Annotated in this window: 22 protein-coding genes; 10 read left to right on the top strand and 12 right to left on the bottom strand. The window is 70.1% G+C overall.

The genetic code is table 11. The annotated features are described in order from the left end of the window. Nucleotides 1-345: 345 nt before the first annotated feature. From ACN4JJ_RS06655 to ACN4JJ_RS06645, 3 genes are read left to right on the top strand one after another with little or no spacing between them, the layout of a single operon-like run. On the top strand, nt 346-1605 hold the full coding sequence (locus ACN4JJ_RS06655; protein ID WP_440709131.1) for a flavin-dependent oxidoreductase: 1260 nt from the start codon (nt 346-348) through the stop codon (nt 1603-1605). After that, complete coding sequence (locus ACN4JJ_RS06650; protein ID WP_440709130.1) at nt 1602-2072, top strand: MarR family winged helix-turn-helix transcriptional regulator; 471 nt, start codon at nt 1602-1604, stop codon at nt 2070-2072. The genes ACN4JJ_RS06655 and ACN4JJ_RS06650 overlap by 4 nt, the downstream gene beginning before the upstream one ends. 2 nt (nt 2073-2074) lie before the next feature. Beyond that, nucleotides 2075-2617, top strand: coding sequence for a DUF3237 domain-containing protein (locus ACN4JJ_RS06645; protein ID WP_440709129.1), 543 nt, complete (start codon nt 2075-2077; stop codon nt 2615-2617). Between the two features lie 151 nt (nt 2618-2768). Here ACN4JJ_RS06645 and ACN4JJ_RS06640 read toward each other — a convergent pair whose 3' ends face one another. The 4 genes from ACN4JJ_RS06640 to ACN4JJ_RS06625 form a co-directional block, all read right to left on the bottom strand. Further along, the gene (locus tag ACN4JJ_RS06640; RefSeq protein WP_440709128.1) at nt 2769-3611 is read right to left on the bottom strand and encodes a DUF4097 family beta strand repeat-containing protein; all 843 of its coding nucleotides are present in this window, start codon (nt 3609-3611) and stop codon (nt 2769-2771) included. Nucleotides 3612-3664: 53 nt separating this feature from the next. Then, a complete protein-coding gene (locus tag ACN4JJ_RS06635; protein WP_440709127.1) occupies nt 3665-4384 on the bottom strand; it encodes a response regulator transcription factor in 720 nt (239 codons plus the stop codon). A gap of 112 nt (nt 4385-4496) precedes the next feature. After that, the gene (locus tag ACN4JJ_RS06630; protein WP_440709126.1) at nt 4497-5714 is read right to left on the bottom strand and encodes a sensor histidine kinase; all 1218 of its coding nucleotides are present in this window, start codon (nt 5712-5714) and stop codon (nt 4497-4499) included. 80 nt (nt 5715-5794) lie between these two features. Then, complete coding sequence (locus ACN4JJ_RS06625; protein ID WP_440709125.1) at nt 5795-6487, bottom strand: GntR family transcriptional regulator; 693 nt, start codon at nt 6485-6487, stop codon at nt 5795-5797. Between the two features lie 98 nt (nt 6488-6585). Here ACN4JJ_RS06625 and ACN4JJ_RS06620 point away from each other — a divergent pair, with 98 nt between their 5' ends. From ACN4JJ_RS06620 to ACN4JJ_RS06610, 3 genes are all read left to right on the top strand, one after another. Next, nucleotides 6586-7695 (top strand): DUF1989 domain-containing protein, encoded by a 1110-nt coding sequence (locus tag ACN4JJ_RS06620; RefSeq protein WP_440709124.1) that lies wholly within the window; start codon nt 6586-6588, stop codon nt 7693-7695. Continuing rightward, nucleotides 7688-8314: a flavin reductase family protein gene (locus ACN4JJ_RS06615; protein ID WP_440709123.1), complete on the top strand. Its 627-nt coding sequence runs from the start codon at nt 7688-7690 to the stop codon at nt 8312-8314. The genes ACN4JJ_RS06620 and ACN4JJ_RS06615 overlap by 8 nt, the downstream gene beginning before the upstream one ends. Before the next feature lie 96 nt (nt 8315-8410). Next, complete coding sequence (locus ACN4JJ_RS06610; RefSeq protein ID WP_440709122.1) at nt 8411-9604, top strand: substrate-binding domain-containing protein; 1194 nt, start codon at nt 8411-8413, stop codon at nt 9602-9604. A gap of 56 nt (nt 9605-9660) precedes the next feature. Here the strand turns inward: ACN4JJ_RS06610 and ACN4JJ_RS06605 are convergent, their stop codons facing one another. The 8 genes from ACN4JJ_RS06605 to ACN4JJ_RS06570 all read right to left on the bottom strand — a co-directional run bounded on the left by ACN4JJ_RS06605 (nt 9661) and on the right by ACN4JJ_RS06570 (nt 18540). Then, nucleotides 9661-10566 (bottom strand): EamA family transporter, encoded by a 906-nt coding sequence (locus ACN4JJ_RS06605; RefSeq protein ID WP_440709121.1) that lies wholly within the window; start codon nt 10564-10566, stop codon nt 9661-9663. Nucleotides 10567-10663: 97 nt separating this feature from the next. After that, the gene (rhaI, locus tag ACN4JJ_RS06600) at nt 10664-11830 is read right to left on the bottom strand and encodes an L-rhamnose isomerase (protein WP_440709120.1); all 1167 of its coding nucleotides are present in this window, start codon (nt 11828-11830) and stop codon (nt 10664-10666) included. 66 nt (nt 11831-11896) lie between these two features. After that, nucleotides 11897-12229, bottom strand: a complete 333-nt coding sequence (locus ACN4JJ_RS06595) for an L-rhamnose mutarotase (protein ID WP_440709119.1) — start codon at nt 12227-12229, stop codon at nt 11897-11899. Nucleotides 12230-12234: 5 nt separating this feature from the next. Further along, complete coding sequence (locus ACN4JJ_RS06590; protein WP_440709118.1) at nt 12235-13683, bottom strand: arabinose isomerase; 1449 nt, start codon at nt 13681-13683, stop codon at nt 12235-12237. A 97-nt stretch (nt 13684-13780) separates the two neighbouring features. Next, a complete protein-coding gene (rhaS, locus tag ACN4JJ_RS06585) occupies nt 13781-14857 on the bottom strand; it encodes a rhamnose ABC transporter substrate-binding protein (protein WP_440709117.1) in 1077 nt (358 codons plus the stop codon). Between the two features lie 32 nt (nt 14858-14889). Further along, nucleotides 14890-15966 carry an ABC transporter permease gene (locus tag ACN4JJ_RS06580; protein ID WP_440709116.1) on the bottom strand — a complete coding sequence of 359 codons (1077 nt, stop codon included), beginning with the start codon at nt 15964-15966 and terminating at the stop codon, nt 14890-14892. Further along, nucleotides 15959-17002, bottom strand: coding sequence for an ABC transporter permease (locus ACN4JJ_RS06575; RefSeq protein ID WP_440709115.1), 1044 nt, complete (start codon nt 17000-17002; stop codon nt 15959-15961). The genes ACN4JJ_RS06580 and ACN4JJ_RS06575 overlap by 8 nt, the downstream gene beginning before the upstream one ends. Beyond that, entirely contained in the window at nt 16999-18540 is a 1542-nt protein-coding gene (locus ACN4JJ_RS06570) for a sugar ABC transporter ATP-binding protein (RefSeq protein ID WP_440709114.1), read from the bottom strand. Before ACN4JJ_RS06570 ends, ACN4JJ_RS06575 begins: the two co-directional genes overlap by 4 nt. Before the next feature lie 254 nt (nt 18541-18794). Here ACN4JJ_RS06570 and ACN4JJ_RS06565 point away from each other — a divergent pair, with 254 nt between their 5' ends. The 4 genes from ACN4JJ_RS06565 to ACN4JJ_RS06550 all read left to right on the top strand — a co-directional run bounded on the left by ACN4JJ_RS06565 (nt 18795) and on the right by ACN4JJ_RS06550 (nt 23436). Then, on the top strand, nt 18795-19820 hold the full coding sequence (locus ACN4JJ_RS06565; protein ID WP_440709113.1) for a LacI family DNA-binding transcriptional regulator: 1026 nt from the start codon (nt 18795-18797) through the stop codon (nt 19818-19820). A 135-nt stretch (nt 19821-19955) separates the two neighbouring features. Then, nucleotides 19956-21656 (top strand): circularly permuted type 2 ATP-grasp protein, encoded by a 1701-nt coding sequence (locus ACN4JJ_RS06560; RefSeq protein WP_440709112.1) that lies wholly within the window; start codon nt 19956-19958, stop codon nt 21654-21656. Nucleotides 21657-21661: 5 nt separating this feature from the next. Beyond that, nucleotides 21662-22594, top strand: a complete 933-nt coding sequence (locus ACN4JJ_RS06555; RefSeq protein ID WP_291056725.1) for an alpha-E domain-containing protein — start codon at nt 21662-21664, stop codon at nt 22592-22594. Continuing rightward, nucleotides 22591-23436: a transglutaminase family protein gene (locus tag ACN4JJ_RS06550; protein WP_440709111.1), complete on the top strand. Its 846-nt coding sequence runs from the start codon at nt 22591-22593 to the stop codon at nt 23434-23436. The genes ACN4JJ_RS06555 and ACN4JJ_RS06550 overlap by 4 nt, the downstream gene beginning before the upstream one ends. Nucleotides 23437-23442: the final 6 nt, after the last annotated feature.

Genomic DNA, 23442 nt, shown 5'->3' with positions numbered 1-23442 from the left:
GCGGAGGCGTTCGTGTTTGGGGTTTCAGAGCGCAGCAGAGGTTGAGGGCTCGAAGTCTCACGCCGCGGGCAGCTTCAGACCGCAACTCAGGTGGAGGGCCCGAAGTCTCGGGCCGTACTCGTTTACCCAAGGTGGGGGTGGGGCCGAACGGCCCGACCGCAGGCCGGGCCGTTCGACCGCGCCCCCACATGTCGCGCTGCGCCGGGCAGGGACCGGCGCAGCCCGGTCACGCCGAGCGAAGCCCGGCGCGACCGCAGCTAGCACAGCAGGGTTGCACACAAGATACTTTTGTGGCAAAACTATGTTGAGCTCGACGACGGTGCGAGTTCTGACTAGGAGTGATCGATGAAGATCGTTGTCGTGGGTGCGGGGATCGGCGGGCTGGCCACCGCCCTGAGCTTGGATGCCGCGGGGTTCCGCGACATCGAGGTGTACGAGCGGGCCGACGAGCTGCGTGGGCTCGGGGTGGGGATCAACCTGCTGCCGCATGCTCTGCGGGAACTGACCGAGCTCGGACTGGCCGAGCGGATCTCGGCACTGGGCGTCGAGCCCACGTCGCTGGCGTACTTCAACGCGCAGGGGCAGCCGATCTGGAGTGAGCCGCGCGGGCTGGCGGCCGGGTACCGCTGGCCGCAGCTCTCGGTGCACCGCGGGCGGCTGCAGCTGGCGCTGCGGGACGCCGTGCAGGAGAGGCTCGGCGACGTGATCCGCACGGGCCACCGGCTGCTCGAGGTCGTGCGGGGAGAGACGGCCGACATCGCTCGGTTCGAGACGGCGGCGGGGGTCGTGGAGGTGCCGGCCGACGTGATCGTGGGGGCAGACGGCATCCATTCGGCCCTTCGTGCGCAGCACAATCCCGAGGAGGGGGCGCCGTCGTGGGGCGGGCTGACGCTGTGGCGCGGCGTGGCGTATGCGCCGCCGTTCCTCGATGGTCGCACCATGATCATGGCCGGGCACGGCGACCAGAAGTTCGTGGCGTACCCGCTCGGCGAGGTCGACGAGAGCGGACGGATGCGCATCAACTTCATCGCCGAGAAACGCGGAGCGGGCTCGGCCTCGGTGGACTGGAACCGCGCGGTGGAGATCGGTCCGATCGCCGAGCTGTTCGCGGACTGGCGGTACGACTGGCTCGACGTGCCCGCGCTGATCTCCTCCGCCGACGAGCTGCTGGAGTACCCGATGGTGGATCGCGAGCCGCTCGCCGAGTGGACCGTGGGGCGGTCGACGCTCGTCGGGGACGCCGCCCACGCCATGTACCCGAACGGGTCGAACGGCGGATCGCAGGCGATCATCGACTCGCGGGTGCTCGCGTTCCAGTTGGCGACCGCGCCGAGCGTGGCCGAGGGGCTCGCCGCGTACGAGGCCGAGCGGCGTCCCGCCACCGCGGCCCTGCTCGCCCAGACCCGGGAGGCGGGGCCCGAGAAGGTCATGGTGCTCGCCGAGCAGCGCGCCCCCGGCGGCTTCGAGCACATCCACGACGTGATCGGCCCCGAGGAGCTGGAGCGGGTGGCCACGGACTACAAGAAGGCGGCGGGATTCCACCCGGCCCTGCTGAACGAGCGGCCTTCCCTCACCGTGCGCCGTGCCGCCGAGGCGCGCGGATGAGCGGGAGCTCTTTCGAGCCCGGGCGCCTGGCGGCCGTGATCTCGCCGCTGCGCCGGGCCCTTCTGGCGGCGACCCGTTCGGCCGCCGGGCTGCCCGACATCCCGGATGCGCAGATCGACCTCATCCGGGCGTTGCCGCGCGGCACCTCGGCGAGCCCGGGCGAGCTCGCGGAGCGGCTGCGGCTGGACCGCTCGACGGTGAGCAACCTGCTCGCCACCGCGGAGCGCGGGGGGCTGGTGGTGCGCACGCCGGCGGACGGTGACCGGCGGCGCGTGGTGGTCACCGCCTCCGAGCGCGCACTGACGCTGTTCGAGACCTTCGACCGGGCGAGCGCCGCGCTGCTGCGCGAGGCCGCGGCGGGCCTGACCTCGGCCGAGGCGGCCGCGCTCGCCGAAGCCACCCCCGCGCTGGAGCGCCTGCTCGCCGTGCTGACCGACGGCGGCGCGCCGGCCGACGAGACGGAGTAACGATGACGCTTCCCCTTCCCACCCTCGAGCACGTGTTCGACGTCGAGGTTCGGCTCGGCGAGATCGAAGACCACGGGATGACCCGGGTCGGGCATCGTCGGATCGTCCCGATCGTCGGCGGCAGCATCCGGGGCCGCGTCGGAGGGACTCTCGGAGGTGTCCCCAGTGGCGCTCTCGATGACGTCCCGGACGACCTTCACGGCGGTTCTGGCGACGAACTGGTCGCGCAGATCCTGCCGGGAGGCGCCGACTGGCAGGTGGTGCGCGCGGACGGTTCGATCGAGATCGACGGCCGGTACTCGGCCTCCACCTCCGAGGGCGAGCTGCTCTACCTGCACGCCGCGGGCATCCGGAGCGGCGCTCCCGAGGTGCTGGAGGCACTGCTGCGCGGGGAGCCGGTCGACCCGGGCGACTACTACTTCCGCACCACGGTCTCGATCGAGACCTCGTCGCCCCGCCTCGCGGCGCTGCAGCGCGCGCTCTACGTCGCCGTGGCCGAGCGCGCCGCGAGCACCGTGCGGTACGCGACCTACCGCCTCACCTGACAGGCGGCCGCCGGCGGCATCCGAGTGGATGGAGTGCGGTGCCCTCATGCGCAACGGATGGAGCCAGCATCCGTCTTGGCGGTGCGGCCCCATCCGTTCGGACGCGCTGTTCGGGCGGGCGGGGGTCGCCCGCACCGCTCCGGCCGGCCGGTCAGGGAGCGGGGAGCAGCACGATGTTGCCGGCGCTGGTCTCGAAGGAGTACTGGCGGGAGGCGCCGGGAGTGCTCGGAACGCCGAGCTCGACGGAACCGACCGAGGTCTCGGTACGGATCTCGTAGCTGCCCGAGGGGAGGGCGACCCGGATGTCGCCGGCCGAGCTGTCCATCTCGATCGAGGAGGGCAGGGTGGTGAAGGAGAGTTCGGTGTTGCCCGCCGAGCTCTCTGTCTCGACCTCGCCGGCGACCGCGAGATCGTCGGCCGTGAGATCGCCGGCCGAACTCGAGGCGTACAGCGAATCGGCCGAGCCGGTGAGACGGATGTTGCCGGCCGAGCTCTCGAGGTCGAGGGCCGCGAAGTCGCCGTCGAGGTCGCTGTTGCCGGCGGAGGAGCCGAGCGAGACCGCCACCGGGGCGAGCGCGCTCGGCAGGGTGATCTGCAGCGTCGCGGGCTGGAAACCGCCGACGAGGCCGAAGATCCACCAGCCGCGGTTGTGCACACCGACCTCGAGGGTGTCGCCGGTCATCCGCTGTTCGTAGCGCAGCGGGGCCCCACCGGAGTCGAAGTCGATCCGCGCCTCGGAGACGGCGCCGTACCGCACGCTCACGTTCGCCGCGCTGGTGTCGATGTCGAGCGTGCGGAACGAGCCGGCCTGCGTGTAGCTGCCCGACTGGTTCTCGCCGGTGCTCGCCAGGGCGAACTGCACGCCGCCGATCAGCAGCAGCCCCACAATCAGGGCCGATCCGATGGCCAGCAGGGCTTTGCGCAGGGTGCGGTCGGGCTTGGGGGCGGGAGCCGGGGAGGGAAAGGCGGGGAGGGTGTGTGGTGTGGTCGACATGGGAGGATCTGCTTTCGTCGGAGGGAAGAAGAGGGGGCGGGGAGGTCGCCGCGTCAGGAGCGGCCGGTGGCGCCGAGGTATTTGAGCACCGCGAGCACGCGGCGGTTGCCGGAATCGGCGGCGGGCAGGCCGAGCTTGCCGAAGACGGCCGAGATGAACTTCTCGACCGAGCCCTCGGTCACGTGCATCCGGGCGGCGATGGCGCTGTTGGAGCGCCCCTCGGCCATCAGTTGCAGGGCCTCGCGCTCGCGGGCGGTGAGCGTGCCGAGTTCGGAGGAGCGCTGCGAGCGGATGACGATCTGCGCGACCACCTCGGGATCGAGCACGGTGCCACCCGCGCCCACCTCGGCGACCGCGCCGAGGAACTCCTCGACGTCGGCCACGCGATCCTTCAGCAGGTAGCCGAGACCGGACGAGTTCGAGGCGATCAGTTCGGCGGCGTAGCGCTCCTCGACGTACTGCGAGAGCACGAGTACCGGCAGGGGGCCGGAGCCGGCCGTGGCGGTCGCGCCGGTCGCGGACTCCGTGCCCGTCGGCGTGGCCGCACGGGCCGGGCCGGAGCGCAGCAGAACCGCGGCCCGGATGCCCTCGTCGGTGAAGGTGGGCGGCATCCGTACGTCGACCAGGGCGAGGTCGGGGCGGTGCTCGTCGACGGCGCGCAGCAGGTCTTCGGCGCTCGCGACCGAGGCCACCACCTCGTGGCCGGCGTCGGCGAGCAGGCGTTCGAGGCCGGCGCGCAGCAGCACGGAGTCTTCGGCGATCAGGATGCGCACAGCAGTACCTCCGGGAGGTGGGTGGTGGGGTGGTCGAAGCGGGCGGGGGTGCGCCGACCGAACCGGGAGAACCGGGCGGGGGCGTGCCGACCGAGGCGGGCGGGCGTGCCGGTCACAACGCGCACGGCACCTCCACGGTGAGCACGGTCGGGCCGCCGGCGGGGCTGTGCACGGCGACGGATCCGCCGGCCGAGCGCACCCGGTCGGCGAGGCCGGCGAGCCCCACTCCGCCACCACGGCCGAGTTCGGCTCCGCCCACGCCGTCGTCGAACACCACGGCGCGCACTCCGTTCGGCGTCTGCGTCACACCCACCGAGCAGCTGGCGGCGCGGGAGTGCTTGCTGACGTTGGTGAGCGCCTCCGACACGGCGAAGTAGATCACAGCCTCGGTCTCGGCCGAGGGGCGGGTGGGCAGGTCGACCCGCACCGTCGTGGGCACGGTGCAGTAGGAGGCCACGGCCGAGAGGGCGGCATCCAGACCCCGATCGGTGAGCACGGCGGGGTGGATGCCCCGGGCCAGGTGCCGCAGCTCGGTGATCGACTCCTTGGTCTCGCGGTGGGCTTCGTCGAGCAGGGCTCGGGCGCCGGCGGGGTCGGAGTCGAGCTTGCCCTGGGCCATGCCGAGGGTCATCGCGATCGCCACCAGGCGGGGCTGCACGCCGTCGTGCAGGTCGCGTTCGATCCGCTGGCGTTCGATCGAAGCGGCGTCGACCGCGCCCTGGCGGGCATCCTGCAGCACGTCGACCCGCTGCTCGAGGGCGGCGGTGCGGCTGGTGCCGAGCAGCACGGGGGCCAACAGTCGGTCGAGCGAGCCGGCGCCGTAGATGTAGAGCAGCACCACCGCGAGGGCGAGGATGCCGCCGACCATGGCGACGGGCGCACCGCTGAACGGCAGGCTCAGCCCGTCGATGGCACCCCGCTGGAGGCCGGCGACCACCGAGAACGCGCTCTGCAGCAGCACCCAGAACACGGTGCCGAGCACCAGGCTGAGCAGGGTGTGCAGGAAGCGCTTCCAGAATGCGCCCGAGAACACGTCGAGGAACACCTGCGCGATCCAGCCTCCGAACCCGCCCGCCACGGTGCGCGTGCGCGCCGGAGGCGTGATCCGGATGTCGTAGAGGGCCTGCGCCCGCCGGCGTTCCACGAAGAATATGCCGCGGGCCGCATACGCCGTGAGCCAGAGCAGGGCGATGCCGAGACCGAAGGCCGGGATGAGGCCGATGCCCGTGCTCACCATCGCGATCAGCACGGTGAACCACAGGATGCCGAGCAGTCCGTCGAGCGCCAGATCGGCGGCGGCGCACCAGAGGAAGAGCAGTGTTCTTTTCACGTCTCAACCGTAGGCGGCGGCCTGTGCCCGCGACCATGCGGCCACCCGCCCGATCCGTGCGGGGGATAACCCCCGCAGCCTCAGGGGCGGGAGAAGCGGGTGAGGATGTCGGCGAGGGCTTCGGGTTCGGGCGGGGGCGCCGCCGGGAGGGCGCGGGACTCGACGGCGGCGATGTGGGCGTCGACGATGCGGTCGGCGGTCGCCGGGTCGCCCGAGTGCAGCGCGTCGACGAGCGCGATGTGCTCGGCGAGGCTGTCGTCTTGCGGATGCGGCCGTCCGTGCACGGCGATGATCAGCGTGGTGCGGCCCAGGATCTCGAACACGTAGCGGCGCAGCAGCGCGTTGCCCGTCATCTCGGCGAGCAGGATGTGGAACTCGGCGCCGAGCCGCACCGAGAGCTTGTGGTCGCCGCTCTCGGAGGCCGCCCGCTCCTGCGCGATCTGCGCGAGCAGAGTGCGGTGCTTGCTCTCGTCCCACCGCCCGGCGACCAGACGCACGACCTCGCGTTCGAGCATCCGTCGCACCTCGAAGGCCTCCTCGGCCTCCTCGCGGCTCGGCTGGGCCACGGTGGCCGACTTGGTCTTGCCCACGTCGACCAGTCCCTCGGTGGCCAGTCGCGCGATCGCCGCCCGGATGAGGGTGCGGCTGACCCCGAAGTGCACACCGAGATCCTCCTCCGGCAGCTTCGTGCCGGGCTTCAGCGCGTTCTCCATGATGGCTTCGCGCAGGGCCGCGTAGGCGGTGAGCGAGCGGCTCGAAGACGGGTCGGACATGAGGAGAGTATAGGGCCTGGCATCCGTGACGCAGCGGAAACGAATACGAAACATAGAGTTTACGTATACCGAAACGCGCATTCATGCATACTTAACCCATGACCGATCTCCTCACCTCCGTGGCGCTGCAGCTGAACCAGCAGCAGCGCGCCCTGCTCGCCCGCAGCATCGACGCCGGCGAGGCGCCCGACCTGGGCGCCCTCGTGGCCCGGGCCGTGGCCGAGACCGCGAGCGGCGAGTACTCCACCCTGGCGGTGCCGGACGTCTCGGGCCGGGTCGACGACTGGGCGTCGCGGGTCGCGCATCCGGTGCCCGACGCCCGCGAGCTGCTCGAGGAGTTCGTGCTGGAGCCCGGCACGGGCAAGGCGGTCGAGGTCGCGGCCGGCGAACTGCTGCGGATCGAGCAGATCGAGGGCGCGCAGTGCGTCGACTTCAACTGCTTCAACCTGCACGACTACCGCGAGTTCTTCCACACCGGCCGCACCCGCACGCTGCACGGCATCAACCCCGGCGCGGGCGACTTCCTCTGGTCGTCGCCGCCCCGCGAGCGCGCGATGATGTTCATCGCCGCCGACACCGTGCACTGCAACGACGTCGTCTTCCCGCGCTGCAGCGCGAACCTCTACGAGACCGCGTACGGCTTCGCCGAGCACACCAACTGCGCCGACATCCAGGCCGAGGCGCAGCGCGAGTACGGACTGACTCCGGATGACGTGCACGACTCGTTCAACTTCTTCATGAGCACGACCGTCGACGAGGGGATGCCCGGCATCCACCACCAGTCGTCGCAGCCGGGCGACCACGTCGAGCTGCTGGCGCTGATGGACGTGCTCGCCGTGCCCAACATCTGCGGCGCCGATGTGATGAAGACCAGCAATTTCTCGATCAAGCCCGTGCTCGTGCAGCGGTGGCGGGCCTCCGGCGCCGACATCGCGACCGTGCCGGTACTGCGCGCCTACGATACGCAGCGCACGGTGGAGCAGTTCCGGCAGCCGGTCATCCGGGCCGAGCGGGAGCTTCGCCGCGACTCCTCTTACACGCCGCAGTTCACCAACGCCCCCATCGTGTACTCGCCGACCGAGGTCGAGCTCACGGCGGAGACGGCGACGCTGTTCGAGGCGCTGTGGCGCCGCGACCTCTACTCCGACGAGGGCTCGGCCCTGCGTGACGTGCTGCTGGCCTGGTGGGCGGCGACGCACCGTGCCTGACGTCGACTTCACGGCGATCGGCGAGTACGAGCGGTACAAGCTGATGGCGAGCCTGATCGTGCCGCGGCCGATCGCGTTCGTGACCACCGTCGATCCGCAGGGCACGGTGAATGCCGCTCCCTTCAGCATGTTCTGCATGCTGGGCGAGGAGCCGCCGCTGGTGCTCATCAGCCTCAACCGCTCGGGGCCGGATGAGCGCCGCGACACCGCGCGCAACATCGACTCCTCGGGCGAGTTCGTGGTGCACATGGTCGACGAAGAGCTCGCCGAGGCCGCCGACCGCTGCGGCGAGCGACTGCCGCACGGCGTCAGCGAGCTCGAGGCCGTGGGACTTCTGACCGATCCGTCGCGCGTCGTCGTGCCGCCCACCATCCGCACCGCGCCGGTGGCGTTCGAGTGCGTGCTGCACGAGAAGATCGAGACCACCAGCCGCGAGATCTTCCTGGGCCGGATCGTGTCGCTGCACACCCGTGACGACCTGATCGACACGGAGGCGTGGCGCGTGCGCCTGGCCGACTACGCCCCCGTCGCCCGTTTCGGGGCGAGCTTCTACACCACCACCCGCGACCGCTTCACGCTGCGCGGCGCGCCCGCCACGGCCGACGCCGACGAGCTCTGACAGCCGGGCGCCGCATCCGGCCGCGCCATCCGCCCACCCCGCACCACTTCCCCCACCCCCTCTCTGCACCACTCATCCCCCCACCAAGGAGACGTCATGCACCGCAGATCCACCCTTACCCGCCCGGCCGCCCGTCGCACCGTCGTCGCCGCCGGCGCCGTCCTGGTCTCGATCGCCGCGCTCAGCGGATGCTCGGCCGGAGCATCCGGAACCGATGCCAGCCCCGCCGCCGACCTCACGATCGGCTCGGTCGACCTCGCCGCCGCGGGCTGCCCGGCGAACGTCGTCATCCAGACCGACTGGAACCCCGAGGCCGAGCAGGGCAACCTGTACCAGCTGATCGGTCCGGATGCGACGATCGACGCCCAGAACAAGGCGGTCTCGGGGCCTCTGTTCGCGAGCGGCGAGTACACCGGCGTGAACGTGGAGGTGCGCTCGGGCGGGCCGGCGATCGGCTTCCAGACCGTCACCAGCCAGCAGTACACCGACCCCGACATCACGCTCGGCTACGCCAACACCGACGAGGCCGTGCAGCTCTCGGCCGACATGCCCACCACCGCGGTGTTCGCGCCCTTCGAGGTGGGGCCGCAGATCATCATGTGGGACCCGGCGACGTACCCCGACGTGAAGACCATCGCCGACCTCGGCAAGACGGATGCGATCGTGCGCTACTTCGGCGGCGCGGCCTACATGGAGTACCTGATGGGCTCGGGCATCCTCCCCGCCTCGCACGTCGACGGCAGCTACGACGGCACGCCCGCCTCGTTCATCGCGGCGCAGGGGGCCGACGCGCAGCAGGGCTTCGCGACGGTCGAGCCGTACGTGTACGAGAACGAGCTGGCCGACTGGGAGAAGCCGGTGGCGTTCCAGCTCATCCATGACGCCGGGTACCCGATCTACGCCTCCGCGCTCTCGGTGCGCACAGGTGACCTCGAGTCGCTGTCGCCGTGCCTGACGGCGCTGGTGCCCGTCATCCAGCAGGCCACGGTGGACTACTACACCGACCCGTCGGCCACCAACGAACTCATCCTGAAGGCCGTCGACGAGTTCGACAACGGCTGGGTCTACACGCCCGGCGTGGCCGCCTACTCGGTGCAGGCGCAGAAGGATCTCGGCCTCGTGGGCAACGGATCGGATGACACGGTCGGCAACTTCGACCTCGACCGCGTGCAGAAGATCATCGACATCACGACGCCCCTCTTCCAGGAGCAGGGCACGCCCCCGGCCGACGGTCTGACCCCGGACTCGATCGTCACGAACGAGTTCATCGACCCCGCGATCGGCTTCTGAGCCAGCTGCGCCAGAGCGCTCTCGCCCGGCGGCGAGGGCGTTCTGCCGTTCCAGGCCTAGGGGAGCTGGGTGGCGAGCTGCTGCAGTGGGGGCGCGGGGCGGTCGCGCTGGGTGGCGATCGCGGTGCCGGCTGCGGCGCAGACGATGGCGATGGCCAGCACCTCCAGCGCGGTGAACTGCTCGTGCAGGATGAGCCAGCCGAAGACCGCCGCCACCACCGGGCCGAACGCCGTGATGATGGCGTAGAGCCGCGGGGTGATCCGGCGCAGGATGTAGGTGTCGAGGCTGTAGGGCAGGGCCGACGAGAGGATCGCCACCCCCACCAGCAGGGCGACGACGTTCCAGTCGATCGTCGTCACGTCGAGGGTGAGCAGGGCCGGCGGCACCAGGATGGCGAGACTCACCACACTCGCCACGGTGAGGCCCTCCAGCCCCGGCAGGCGGGTGGCCACGCGGCGGGTCAGCACGATGTAGAACGCCCAGGCGGCCGCGGCGGTGAGGGCGAGCAGGATGCCCCAGCCGTCGATCGTGCCGTCGAATCCGGTGAGCAGGAAGACTCCGCAGCCGGCCGCGATGGCGCAGATCACGTCGAGGAGGCGCCGGCTGGTGACGAGCGCCAGGGTCAGCGGGCCGAGGAACTCGATCGTCGCTGCGATGCCGAGCCCGAGCAGGTGCACCGACTGGTAGAACGAGAGGTTCATCACCGCCAGCACGACGCCGAGCGACACGGCCGGCCAGAGCGCCCGCCAGGTGAGGCGCGCGCGGGCCGGGCGGTAGAACGGCAGCACCACGGCGGCCATCACGAGCTGCCGCGCGGCCACCACCACGAAGGCGCCGACCACCGGGATGACGAGCCCCGCGAGCGCCGAGCCGAGGTTGATGCTCACCTCGGTGCCGAGCTGCGTGGCCGCCCCCACGGTGCGCCGCCGGGCGAGTTGCTCCGGCGTGCGCTCCTCGGTCATCCCTCGACCCTAGCCCGTCGCCGGCCGGACGATGAGAGCGGGGGAGTCCGCCGCGCCCCCACCACGAGGCACGGCGGACGGCAGGGGGAGCGGCGGGTCAGGCGCCCCAGCTGGCCTGGGCGCCGCCGACGCGGTCGGCGACGATCTTCTCCTGGTAGCCCGAGGCCTTGAAGGCGGCGATCGGGTCGCCGGCCAGGCCGCGGGATTCGCGCCAGGCGGCGAGGGCGGGGCGCACGTCGGTGTAGAAGGCGTCCATCAGGATGCCGTTGGCGCCGAGCACGTCGTTCGCGTTCTGCGCCTCGAGCAGCGCCGCGCGGTCGACGAGCAGCGCGCGCGCCGTCATCTCCTGTACGTTCAGCACCGAGCGCATCTGACCGACGATCTTCTCCTCGACGTTGTGGCACTGGTCGAGCATGAAGGCCACGGGGGAGTCGACGTCGTAACCGCCGCCGCGCACCACCTCGAACAGGATGCGGAACAGCTGGAACGGATCCGCCGCCCCCACGATCAGGTCGTCGTCGGCGTAGAAGCGCGAGTTGAAGTCGAACGAGCCGAGCTTCCCGAGCCGCAGCAGCTGCGCCACGATGAACTCGATGTTCGTGCCCGGCGCGTGGTGACCGGTGTCCAGGCAGGTGAACGCCTTGGGCCCGAGCGCCGAGACGTGGGCATAGGAGGTGCCCCAGTCCGGAACATCCGTGTGGTAGAACGCCGGCTCGAAGAACTTGTACTCCAGCACCAGGCGCTGGGACTCACCGAGCGCGTCGTAGATCTCCCGCAGCGACTCCGCCAGCCAGTCCTGACGCGAGCGGATGTCGCCCTGCCCCGGGTAGTTGGTGCCGTCGGCGAGCCAGATCTTGAGATCCTGCGATCCGGTCTGGTGCATGATGTCGATGCACTCCAGGTGGTGGTCGATCGCCTGGCGGCGCACCGCAGCATCCGAGGAGGTCAGCGAGCCGAACTTGTAGGCGTCGTCCTGGAAGGTGTTCGAGTTCACCGTGCCGAGGTCGACACCGTGGTCGTTCGCGTAGGAACGCAGGGCCGCGTAGTCGGAGACCTTGTCCCACGGGATGTGGATGGCCACCTTCGGAGCGAGACCGGTGTAGCGGTGCACCTGGGCCGCATCCGCGATCTTCTCCTCGGGCGTGCGGGGGGTTCCCGGCGTGCCGAAGACCTTGAAGCGGGTACCGGAGTTGCCGAACGCCCAGGAGGGGAGCTCGATCGCCTGGCGTTCGAGATCGGCGGCGATGTCGTTGAACTGCACCATGGATGTTTCCTTAGCTTTCCCTTGTGGTGAAACGTTTCAAAAGTATCAGAAGCGGACGGCGTGTGGTCAGCCGGGCAGCTGGTCTTCCAGGTGGAAGACCTCCGCCAGCTGCACGAACCCGGTGTCGGGTGTGCCTTCGAGCTCCACGAAGAACTCGCTCATCTCGGCCTGCCAGCGGGCGTTGACCTCGGTTGCGGCCATGCCGGCCTGCGCCTGCTCGAGCGACGGGGTCTCGAAGTATCCGATCAGCAGGCCGTCGGGGCGCAGGAACAGCGAGTAGTTGTGCCATCCGGTCGCCTTGAGGGCCGCCGCCATGTCGGGCCAGATGGCCGCGTGCCGCCGGGTGTATTCGGGGATGAGTTCGGGCTTCACCTGCAGCTGGAAGCAGACGCGTTGCATGAGGATCAGACCTCCCAGCTGCGCTTGCCGGCCATCGATACGTGGCGGTGACGGATGCCCAGCAGCGCGGCGGCCGCCTTGATGTCGGCCGCCCGGTGGCCCACGCAGAGCGCCCAGTGGTGCCCGATGCCGGTCTGCGACCACTCGTCGACCCACTCGCCGGGATCGCCGCCGAAGGAGACCCGCGAGGTGGTGTTGCCGATCTCGAGCAGCGGGCCCGGAACGACCGTGCCCTCCGAGGTGATGAACACGTACGAACCGTCGCGGTCCTGCCCGAGGCCGAAGGTCGTCACGGGCCCGGCCTGCACGTCGAACTCGACCGACACGCCCCAGCCGCGCTTGCCGTGATAGACGCCGAGACCGCGCAGCAGTGGATCCCGCGCCGAGACCGCGAGGTGCGCCGGGCCGTCGTGCCCCATCTCCACCACGTCGTCGAGGAAGTTGATGGCCTGGATCTCGGTGAACGAGCCGCCGGATCCGATCGCCTGCGCCGCGAGCATCGCGATCGAGGTGCGCAGCTCGTACTCGCCGGCCATCGGGATGCCGCGGGCGGTGAGGAGGGAGGAGCCGAGGATCATGCCGGCGCCCAGGCGCTCGTGCTGTTCGCCCTTGAGCCCCCGGTGGTAGTAGGCGACCGTGTCGAGGTCGAAGTCGGCGACCAGCCGGTCGAGCCCCACCGAGACCTTGGCGCCCCAGTCGAAGTCGTCCTGGTCGACCGATCCGTCGATGCTGAACAGCTCACGGGCGAGGGCGACGCGCTCGCGCACCTCGGCATCCGTCACCTCGTCGACGCGCACCCGCAGGTCGTCGAACTCGAGCACCTCGACGTGCGAGCCGAACTGGGTCTGTACCAGGGTGAGGTCGGTCGACACGTCGAGCATGCCGGGGTAGAGGTGGCCCATCAGGCCGTGCCGGGCGGTGCGCAGCCGGGCGCGAACGCCGGCGGCGTGCACCCACTGCTCGATCCGCGTCCAAGCCGACTCCTGCTTCAGGTGGCCCGAGACGGAGCGGAACGGGATGCCCGCCCGCGTGAACACGTTGGCGACCTCGGGCACGGGGCACTGGCCGCAGTAGGCGAGCCACTTGCCGGTGTCGAAGTTCGCGTGATCCATGGCCTCGGTGGGCTGCAGGTCGATGACCAGCACCGGCGTCTGCGACTTCTGCGCGATGGGCAGCACCATCGAGGAGGTGAGGTAGGTGGTGAGGAAGATGACGATGAGGTCGCAGTCGGCGACCCGCAGTTTCTCGGCGGCGACGACGGCCTCTTGCGCATCCGACACGAAGCCCACGTCGACGACCTCGGCGTCGAGCTCGTTGAAGCGGCCGGTGACGTAGGCGCTCGACTCCTGCAGCTGCGGGAGCAGCTCGGGGAACTGCGGCCAATAGGCGGCGAGACCGCCGGCGACGAGGCCGATGCGGGTCTTACGGCGCTGGAACGGGGTGAGGATGCTCATGACTCTTCCTTGAGGGGAGCGGGGGAGAGGGGAACGGATGCGGAGGGGTCCGGCGCCCGGGCGTGATCGGCCCGGGTGCCGGAGCGAGGGCTACGGCCTAGAAGTCGTAGTCGTCGATGTTCTCGGCGTTGAACTGCGTGGGCGGACCGACCACGATGATCCCGTCGGCGCCGACCTCCTTCTCACCGAGGTCGCCGGCCGTGAAGGTGTCGCCCTCCGCGCCCGTGATGGTGCCGTCCAGCAGGGCCTGGCCGGCGTAGGCCGCGACGTAGCCGAGCTGCGCCGGGTCCCACAGAGCGAACTCGGTGACGGTGCCGTCCTTCACGAACTCGCGCATCTCGTTCGGCAGGCCGAGGCCGGTCAGTGCGACCTTGCCCTTGTAGTCCGAGGTGCTGAGGTACTTGGCCGCCGCGGCGATGCCGACCGTGGTGGGCGAGATGATGCCCTTCAGGTCGGGGTAGCTCTGCAGCAGGCCCTGGGCCTCCTTGAAGGACTTGTCGGCGTCGTCGTCGCCGTAGACGGTGGTGACGAGCTTGATGTCCTTGTACTTCGGGTTCGAGGCGAGCTCGTCCTCGATGTACTTGATCCACTCGTTCTGGTTGGTCGCGGTGGCCGTGGCCGAGAGGATCGCGATGTCGCCGGCGCCGCCGATCTGGTCGGCGATCATCTCCAGCTGCACGAGCCCGACGTCCTTCGCCACGACCTGGCTGACGAACACGTCGCGGTAGTCGGGGTTGGTGTCGGAGTCGAACGCCACGATCTTCGCGCCGGCGTCGCGCGCCTGCTGCAGCGAGGGGCCGACGGCGTCGGGGTCGTTGGCGGCGATCACGATGACGTTCGCGCCCTCCTGCGTCGCCTGCTCGATGAAGGGCACCTGCGCGCTGGCCGAGGCCTCGAGCGGGCCGAGGGTCGAGGCCTCGAAGCCGATCTCGCCGGCCGCCGTGTCGCCGCCGCCGAGGACGACGTCGGTGTACGGGTTGTTCAGCTGCTTGGGCAGGAACACGATCGAGCCGGGGCTGTCGCCTCCCGCGCTGTCGGTGGAGGCGGTGTCGCTGCCGCCGGATGCGCAGCCCGTGGCCACGAGGGCGACGGTCGCGGCGATCGCGGCGACGGAGGCGATACGCCGGGCGTTCGAACGACGGCCAGAACCGCCGGACTTCTGAAACAACTCCATTGTTCTTCCTTTCTTAGGGCACGCCTGGTGCGTTAGGCGCTGGTTTGACCGGAGGTGGACACCCTCTGGACGTCTGGGCCGCCGCCGCCGACCGCGCGCCGCACCCGGGCCAGCCGGATGCGTTCGCGGATCCAGCCGCTGAGGCTGGGGGCGACGACGGAGATCACGAGCAGGGCACCCGTGACGATGACGAGCGTGGTCTCGGGAACCTTCGCCAGGCGCAGGGCGTAGGTGAGGGTGCCGATCAGCAGCACGCCCGCCACGACGCCGGGGATGGATCCCTTGCCGCCGAAGATCGAGACGCCGCCGAGCAGCACGGCCGCGATCACGCTGAGCTCGATGCCGGTGGCGTTGTCGGGGCCGGCGCTCGCGAAGCGCAGCGTCCAGAACACGCCCACCAGGCTCGACACGACGCCGGTGGCCACGAACAGCCAGAACTTCGCGTGACCCACGCGGATGCCCACGAAGGTCGCGGCCTCCTTGCTGAAGCCGAGTGCGTAGAGGCCGCGGCCGAACGGGGTGAAGTGCAGCAGCACCGCGAAGAACGCGATCACCACGAGCACCAGGATCATCACCACGGGGATGCCGGTCGTGCCGATCTTGGCGGTGGAGAGCGCGGTCAGCTCGGCGGGGAAGTTCGACACCTTGCCGTCGCCGATCACCACCAGGGCGAGGCCCCGGTAGAGCGCGAGCGTGCCGATGGTGACCGCCAGCGAGGGCAGCCCGAGCGTGGTGATCAGGAAGCCGTTGAAGGCGCCGGCCGCCACACCGACCAGGAGGCACAGGGCCATCACGACCCAGATGTCCATCCCGCTGTCGCGCCACAGCACGCCCATCACGGCGCTGGTGAGGCCGGCGGTGCTCGCCACCGAGAGGTCGATCTCGCCCGAGATGATCACGAGCGCCATCGGCATCGCGATCAGGATGATCGGCACGATCTGGATGAGCAGGAAGCCCACGGTCAGCGTGCTGGCGAAGTTCTTCACCGAGATGCAGGAGACCAGGATGACGACCAGCAGCACCGCGAAGATGATCGCGTCGTTGCCGCGCAGCCAGCGGGGCAGACCGCGCTTGGGCGCGGCGGAGGTGTCGATGAGAGTCTCAGACATCGCGGGCCTCACTCACTCGCAGCTTGCGGGTATTTCGGATGCTCACCACGCGGTCGATCACGATGGCGGCCAGGATGAGCACGCCCACGATGGCCTGCTGCCAGAACTTGTCGACGCGGGTCGCGGTGAGCGACGAGGTGATGGTGCTCAGCAGGATCGCGCCGATCGCGGCGCCGACCACGGTGCCCGATCCGCCGAAGATGGCGACGCCACCCACCACGACCGCGGCCACCACGTCGAGCTCCAGACCCGATCCGGTCAACGCACCGACCGAGTTGTAGCGCGAGGCGTAGAGGATGCCGGCGAGGCCGGTGAGCGCACCGCAGGCGATGAACGCGGCCATCACCCGGCGGCCGGCCGGGATGCCGAACAGCTTGGCGGCATCCGGATCGGAGCCGATCGCGTAGAGGTCGCGGCCCCCGCGGCGAAGGCCGAGCACGACGGCGACGATCACGACGACGACCACGGCCATGATCGTGATGATCGGGAAGCCGAAGAAGGTGTCGACCGAAAGGTTGCCGAACTCCTTGGGGTTGTCGCCCGAGAAGTACTGCTTGCTGCCGGCCCAGGTGCTGAGGATGCCGCGGTAGATGTACATCGTGCCGAGCGTGATCACCAGTGCGGGAACCTTGGCCAGCGTGACCAGGAGGCCGTTGATCGCGCCGAGCACGCCGCCGAACACGATCCCGATCAGGAAGACGAGCGGGATGGGCATCCCGGGTGCGATGTCGAACAGCGAGCCGGTGCCGAACGCGACCAGGCCCACGATGGAGCCGATCGAGAGGTCGACGTTGCGGGTGATGATCACGAGCGCCTGGCCCACGGCCAGGATGATCATGATCGTGGCGTTCAGCAGCAGGTCTTTCACACTCTGCGGCGAGAGGAACAGCGGGTTGATCGCGAAGGTGATCAGCACGAGCGCCACGAGGGCGGCGGCCACGGGGATCTCGCGCTGGCGGAAGAACGCGGCGACGGGATTGCGCTTGTCGTGCCCCGGTGTCGGCGGCGTCTCCGAGAGGACGGTGGTGGTGGTCATGCGGCGGACCCTTCGGTCGTGAGGTTCACCGAGGCGGTCGCGGCGTGCATCACGCGCTCGGCGGTCGCCCTCTCGCGGGGGATCTCGGCGGTGATGCGGCCCTCGTGCATCACGAGCACGCGGTCGGCCATGCCGAGCACCTCGGGGAGTTCGGACGAGATCATCAGGATGGCGATGCCGCGGCCGGCCAGATCGGAGATCAGCCGGTGCACCTCCGACTTGGTGCCCACGTCGATGCCGCGGGTGGGCTCGTCGACGATCAGCAGCTTCGGCTCGGTGGCGAGCCACTTGGCGATGACCACCTTCTGCTGGTTGCCCCCGGAGAGGGTGGAGACCGCGTAGTCCTGCGATCCGGTCTTCACCTGGAGGCGCGTGGACCAGTCCTCGGCCACCCGGCGCTCGGTGCGGCCGTTGATCAGGCCGAACTTCGCGAGCTGCTTGCGCAGGGTGAGGGTGGCGTTCTTCGCCACCGAGAGGTCCATCACGAGGCCCTGCTTACGGCGGTCTTCGGGCACGAAGCCGATGCCGGCGTCGATCGCGGCCTGCGGGCTGTGCGGCTTGAGCGCCCGTCCACCGAGGGTGACGGTGCCCTCGTCGTACTTGTCGATGCCGAACACGGCGCGCGCGACCTCGGTGCGGCCGGCGCCGACGAGGCCGGAGAGGGCCACGATCTCGCCTGCCCGCACCTCGAAGTCGATGCCGCGGAACACGCCCGCGCGGCCGAGGCCCTCGACCTTGAGGACGGTGTCGCCGATCGGCGCCTCCGATTTGGGGAAGAGGGCCTCGATGCTGCGGCCGACCATCTCGCGCACGATCGCATCCACGGTCACCTCGGCGGTGACGTGGGTGGAGATGTAGCGGCCGTCGCGCATCACGGTGATGCGGTCGCAGAGCGCGAACACCTCTTCGAAGCGGTGCGAGATGAACAGGATGCCGGCGCCGCGTTCGCGGAGCGAGCGGGCCACGCCGAAGAGACGGTCGACCTCGACGCCGGAGAGGGCGGCCGTGGGCTCGTCCATCACGAGCACCTTGGCGTCGAGCGAGATGGCCTTGGCGATCTCGATGATCTGCTGGTCGGCGATCGAGAGGCCCTCGGCCACGCGGTCGGGATCGATCGGCACGCCCAGGCGCTCGAACAGGGCGCGGGCCTGGCGGCGCATTTCGGCGCGGTTGATCAGCCCGGCGCGGTTGCGGGGCTGCCGGCCGATGAAGATGTTCTCCGCGACGGTGAGGTCGGGGAAGAGAGTGGGCTCCTGGTAGATCACCGAGATGCCGGCGGCCTTGCTGTCGGCCGGGGTGCGGAAGCTCACGGGCTGGCCGGCCACGAGGAACTCGCCGCCGTCGGGCTGATGCACGCCGGCGAGGATCTTGACCAGCGTCGACTTGCCGGCGCCGTTCTCGCCCACGAGCGCGTGGATCTCGCCGGGCCGGATGTCGATCGTGCCGTCGGCCAGGGCGATCACCGGGCCGAACGTCTTGCTCGCGCCGGTGAGCGAGAGCGCAGACGGTTCGGAGATTCGTTTGGGGTCAGTCGCCATCGGCTACCCACCACCTCCACATCGAGGAAAGAATGAATCGTTTTACTGAAGAACAGGCATGACTCTATGACCCGCCTTCCTCCGGCGTCAAGCTGCGGAGTGAATCGTTAGTATTCCGAGTCCGGATCGGGATTCGACGGCTGGCGCGGTATCCTCGTGAAACGTTCTACCCGCAGGTCGCGCCGGGCACTCGAACCGTCGAGCATCCGTCGCGTCCGCCTTCGCCGGTGGAGATCGATCACGGTGAGGTGAGAATGGCTGCAGCCAACGTCCGCGACGTCGCGGCGCTCGCCGGTGTGTCGGTGGGCACGGTGTCGAACGTCTTGAACGGCTCCAAACCCGTCGCGCCCGAGACGGCGAAGCGGGTGCTCGACGCCATCGAGAAGCTCGGTTTCATCCGCAACGACGCCGCCCGGCAGCTGCGCGTCGGGCAGAGCCGCACGGTGGGCATCATGGTGCTGGATGTCAGCAACCCCTTCTTCACCGACATCGCCCGGGGCGCCGAGGACGCGCTGGCCCTCACGGGCCGCTCGCTGATCCTCGGCAACAGCGGGGAGGAGGCGCACCGCGAGCTCGGCTACCTCGACCTGTTCGAGGAGCAGCGGGTCGCCGGCCTCCTGATCACCCCCGTCGGCGACGTGCTCTCGCGACTCGAGCGGCTGCGCTCCCGGGGATCGCCCGTGGTGCTGGTCGACCGCCACGAGAACGCGCGCTCGTTCAGCTCGGTCTCGGTCGACGACCTGCAGGGCGGGGCTCTGGCCGCGGGCCACCTGCTGGATCTCGGGCGCTCGCGGCTCGCCTTCGTGGGCGGACCACAACACGTGCTGCAGGTGGCCGAGCGCCTGCGCGGAGCCCGCGACACGGTGCTGGCCCGCGGCGCCCGGCCGCTGCGCGTGCTCGAGTTCGAGACGATGCGGGCCGATGTGGGGCGGGTCGGCGCCGAGCAACTGCTCGCGCTCGCGCCCTCCGAGCGGCCGGATGCGGTGTTCGCGGCGAACGACCTGATCGCGCTCGGCGTGCTGCAGGCGCTCACCAGCGCCGGGGTGCGGGTGCCCGACGACATCGCGATCATCGGCTACGACGACATCTACTTCGCGGCGAACGCCGCCATTCCGATGTCGTCGATCCGCCAGCCGGCCGCCGAGATGGGCCGCACCGCCGCCGAGCTCCTGCTCGAGGAGATCGAGCACCCCGCGGCGCGGGACTACCGCCACGTGTTCTTCCCGCCGGAGCTGATCGTGCGCGCCTCGACGGCCGGCGCCGCCGCGCCGCCCGCCTGAGCTACCGCCACCCACCCGCCTCACCCGGGTCGCGCGAAGGCGTGCAAAGACGCCCGGTTGCACGCGATCCTGCGACCCGGCCGGCCCCGGGATTCGGAAACACCGCCGCAACACCCGCGCAGTAGGCTCGCGACCATGGTTGACCTGTTCGACGGCTACGGCGCCACGCTCCTGCCGAAGTCCCGACGGGGGAGCGCTTCCCCGTGGGACGAGATGTTCCCCGAGCCGAAGTCCCACGATCCGGTGGAGGCGCGGGCCGCCTACAAAGACATCTACAACGCTCTCGCGAAGATGACGCAGGAAGAACTGCGCGGCCGCACCGATGCGCTCGCCAGCTCGTACCTCGCCCAGGGCGTGACCTTCGACTTCGCCGGCGAGGAGCGTCCGTTCCCGCTGGATGCCGTGCCTCGCGTGATCGAGCAGAGCGAATGGGTCGACGTCGAGGCGGGCATCAAGCAGCGGGTGCGCGCCCTGGAGGCCTTCCTCGCCGACATCTACGGATCGCAGGCGGCCGTGCGCGACGGGGTCATCCCGGCCGGCCTGATCAGCTCGTCGAACCACTTCCACCGCGAGGCCGCCGGGATCGTCTCGCCCAACAACGTGCGCATCCAGGTCTCGGGGATCGACCTCATCCGCGACGAGAACGGCGCCTGGCGCGTGCTCGAAGACAACGTGCGGGTGCCCTCGGGGGTCTCCTACGTCATCTCGAACCGGCGCGTGATGGCGCAGACGCTGCCCGAGCTGTTCGTCTCGATGCGCGTGCGGCCGGTCGGCGACTACCCGAACAAGCTCCTGCAGGCCCTCCGTGCCTCCGCCCCGAACGGCGTCGACGACCCGACCGTCGTGGTGCTCACGCCGGGCGTCTACAACTCCGCGTACTTCGAGCACACACTGCTCGCGCGCCTGATGGGCGTGGAGCTGGTCGAAGGGCGCGACCTGTTCTGCTCGGGCGGGCGGGTGTGGATGCGCACCACGGCCGGCCCCACCCGCGTCGACGTGATCTACCGCCGGGTGGACGACGAGTTCATCGACCCGTTGCAGTTCCGGGCCGACTCGATGCTCGGCTCGCCCGGCCTGCTGCTCGCGGCGCGCCTCGGCAACGTCACGATCGCGAACGCGGTCGGCAACGGCGTCGCCGACGACAAGCTCGTCTACACCTACATGCCCGACCTGATCCAGTACTACCTGGGCGAGAAGGCCATCATCCCGAACGTCGACACCTGGCGGCTCGAAGACCCGGGAGCGCTCGAGGAGGTGCTCGACCGCCTCGACGAACTCGTCGTGAAGCCGGTCGACGGCTCCGGCGGCAAGGGGCTCGTCGTGGGGCCGGACGCCTCGCCGAAAGAGCTCGAGACCCTTCGCAACCGCTTGATCGCCGATCCTCGCGGCTGGATCGCCCAGCCCGTGGTGCAGCTCTCGACCATCCCCACCCTGGTGGAGGACGGCATGCGCCCGCGTCACGCCGACCTCCGGCCCTTCGCCGTGAACGACGGCAGCGACGTGTGGGTGCTGCCCGGTGGGCTCACCCGCGTGGCGCTCCCCGAAGGGCAGCTCGTGGTGAACAGCTCGCAGGGCGGCGGCTCGAAGGACACCTGGGTGGTGGGGCAGGAGGCGCTCGGCTCCTTCAGCGACAGCCACAACATCCAGGGGCTCGTGGCCGACCAGGCCGCGAACACGCAGGCGATAACGATCATCCAGGGACATCAGCCCGACCATTCGCCCGAAGACCGCCCGCGCAACCAGGATCAGGCCCAGCAACAGCAGCAGTCCCGTATCGGGACGGCCCCTCGGTCCAGCTCGCCGGCGCCTGCCGACTCCGAAGGGGAGGGTGCCTGATGGCCATGCTCTCGCGCATCGCGGAATCCCTGTTCTGGATCGGCCGGTACATCGAGCGCAGCGACGGAACCGCCCGCATCCTCGACGTGCACCTGCAGCTGCTGCTCGAAGACCCGTGGATCGAGGAGAACCTCGCCTGCCGCTCCCTCCTCTCGGTGATGGGCTCGGACGTGCCCGACGACGAGCGCTCCCTCACCCGCGCCGACGTGCTGGCGACCCTCGCGGTCGACCGCACGCATCCGGCCTCCATCGCATACTCGCTCGGCGCGGCTCGCGAGAACGCCCGGCGGGCCCGCGAGATCGTGTCGACCGAGCTGTGGGAGTGCCTCAACACCACCCGGGCGCGGATGCCGCGCAAGATCTCGGGCGAGAAGACGCACGAGTTCTTCGGCTGGGTGCGCGACCGCGCGGCGCTCGCCGTGGGCATCATGGAGTCGTCGGCCTCGCGCGACGAGGCCTGGCACTTCTTCACCCTCGGCCGCTCGCTCGAGCGGGCCGACATGACCGCCCGCCTGCTCGCGACCCGTTCGCTGACCGAGGCCAGCGGGCCTTCCTGGACCACGATCCTCCGTTCCTGCGGCGCCTACGAGGCGTATCTCCGCACCTATCGGGGTGTTCCCTCGGCGCGCAACGCGGCCGAGTTCCTGCTGCTGGACCGGCTGTTCCCCCGCTCGATCCTGTACTCCGTGAGCCGCGCCGAGCAGTGCCTGCGCGATCTCGGCCCGCGGAACGAGCGGATCGGCGTCACCGACAACGCCCAGCGCCTGCTCGGCCAGATCCGTTCGCAGCTGGAGTACCGCCCGATCACCGACATCCTGCACGATCTGCCCCGCTACATGGACGGCGTGCAGGAGGCCACCAGCGAGGCCTCCGAGGCCATCCGGCAGCGCTACTTCCCCACGAACACCGCCCCCAGCTGGATCGGAGAGAGCGTATGAACCGGTTGCGCATCCGGCATGTCACCGGCTACCGCTACGAGGGCGAGGTGCAGGCCTCCTACAACGAGGCGCGGATGCTTCCCGTCAGTTCGGAGGGGCAGTTCGTCTTGCATTCCTCCCTCGAGATCGCGCCGGTGTCGTCGAGCCACAACTACGTCGACTACTGGGGAACCCGGGTGTCGTCGTTCGAGGTGCTGACGCCGCACAAGGAGCTGTCGCTCACCGCGACCAGCCTGGTGGAGGTGCGCAACCGCGCCCACGCGCCGCACGCGGTGGACTGGGAGTTGCTCGCGAACGCCGCCGCCAACTCCACCACCTACGTGGAGCAGGCGAAGCAGACGAAGCTCACCGCGCCCGCACCCGACCTCGTGGAGCTGGCCGAGGAGATCGCCGCCCGCCACGCGAGCCCCTGCGAGGCGGCGCTGGAGATCTGCACCGAGATCGGCCGCCAGGTGGAGTACGTGCAGGGTGTGACCGGCGTGCAGTCGACGTCCAAGGAGGCCTGGCTGGACAAGCGCGGTGTCTGCCAGGACATCACGCACATCGCGATCGGTGCTCTGCGCTCGGTCGGCATCCCGGCCCGCTACGTGTCGGGCTACCTGCATCCGAAGCCCGACGCCGCGATCGGCGAGACCATCGCCGGCGAGTCCCACGCCTGGGTGGAGTGGTTCTGCGGCGACTGGCGGGGCTTCGACCCCACGAACCTGATCGACATCGGCGAGCGACACGTCATCGTCGGCCGCGGCCGCGACTACAACGACATCGCCCCCCTGCGGGGCGTCTACGCCGGCCCGTTCGGTTCGTCGCTCTTCGTGAAGGTGGAGATCACCCGGGAGTCGTGACCCCGC

The organism is Herbiconiux dendrobii, assembly GCF_052048175.1.
Taxonomy (GTDB): Bacteria; Actinomycetota; Actinomycetes; order Actinomycetales; family Microbacteriaceae; genus Herbiconiux.
The sequence above is the reverse complement of the archived record's forward strand: the minus strand, read 5'-3'. Positions and strand labels throughout refer to the sequence as shown.

Coding starts and splice junctions, on each gene's coding strand:
- ACN4JJ_RS06550 (WP_440709111.1), top strand. CDS start 22,591: ATGAACCGGTTGCGCATCCGGCATGTCACCGGCTACCGCTACGAGGGC.
- rhaI (WP_440709120.1), bottom strand. CDS start 11,830: ATGGTGCAGTTCAACGACATCGCCGCCGATCTCGAACGCCAGGCGATC.
- ACN4JJ_RS06555 (WP_291056725.1), top strand. CDS start 21,662: ATGCTCTCGCGCATCGCGGAATCCCTGTTCTGGATCGGCCGGTACATC.
- ACN4JJ_RS06580 (WP_440709116.1), bottom strand. CDS start 15,966: ATGTCTGAGACTCTCATCGACACCTCCGCCGCGCCCAAGCGCGGTCTG.
- ACN4JJ_RS06645 (WP_440709129.1), top strand. CDS start 2,075: ATGACGCTTCCCCTTCCCACCCTCGAGCACGTGTTCGACGTCGAGGTT.
- ACN4JJ_RS06655 (WP_440709131.1), top strand. CDS start 346: ATGAAGATCGTTGTCGTGGGTGCGGGGATCGGCGGGCTGGCCACCGCC.
- ACN4JJ_RS06570 (WP_440709114.1), bottom strand. CDS start 18,540: ATGGCGACTGACCCCAAACGAATCTCCGAACCGTCTGCGCTCTCGCTC.
- ACN4JJ_RS06620 (WP_440709124.1), top strand. CDS start 6,586: ATGACCGATCTCCTCACCTCCGTGGCGCTGCAGCTGAACCAGCAGCAG.
- ACN4JJ_RS06605 (WP_440709121.1), bottom strand. CDS start 10,566: ATGACCGAGGAGCGCACGCCGGAGCAACTCGCCCGGCGGCGCACCGTG.
- ACN4JJ_RS06560 (WP_440709112.1), top strand. CDS start 19,956: ATGGTTGACCTGTTCGACGGCTACGGCGCCACGCTCCTGCCGAAGTCC.
- ACN4JJ_RS06650 (WP_440709130.1), top strand. CDS start 1,602: ATGAGCGGGAGCTCTTTCGAGCCCGGGCGCCTGGCGGCCGTGATCTCG.
- ACN4JJ_RS06565 (WP_440709113.1), top strand. CDS start 18,795: ATGGCTGCAGCCAACGTCCGCGACGTCGCGGCGCTCGCCGGTGTGTCG.
- ACN4JJ_RS06640 (WP_440709128.1), bottom strand. CDS start 3,611: ATGTCGACCACACCACACACCCTCCCCGCCTTTCCCTCCCCGGCTCCC.
- ACN4JJ_RS06590 (WP_440709118.1), bottom strand. CDS start 13,683: ATGAGCATCCTCACCCCGTTCCAGCGCCGTAAGACCCGCATCGGCCTC.
- ACN4JJ_RS06610 (WP_440709122.1), top strand. CDS start 8,411: ATGCACCGCAGATCCACCCTTACCCGCCCGGCCGCCCGTCGCACCGTC.
- ACN4JJ_RS06625 (WP_440709125.1), bottom strand. CDS start 6,487: ATGTCCGACCCGTCTTCGAGCCGCTCGCTCACCGCCTACGCGGCCCTG.
- ACN4JJ_RS06595 (WP_440709119.1), bottom strand. CDS start 12,229: ATGCAACGCGTCTGCTTCCAGCTGCAGGTGAAGCCCGAACTCATCCCC.
- ACN4JJ_RS06575 (WP_440709115.1), bottom strand. CDS start 17,002: ATGACCACCACCACCGTCCTCTCGGAGACGCCGCCGACACCGGGGCAC.
- rhaS (WP_440709117.1), bottom strand. CDS start 14,857: ATGGAGTTGTTTCAGAAGTCCGGCGGTTCTGGCCGTCGTTCGAACGCC.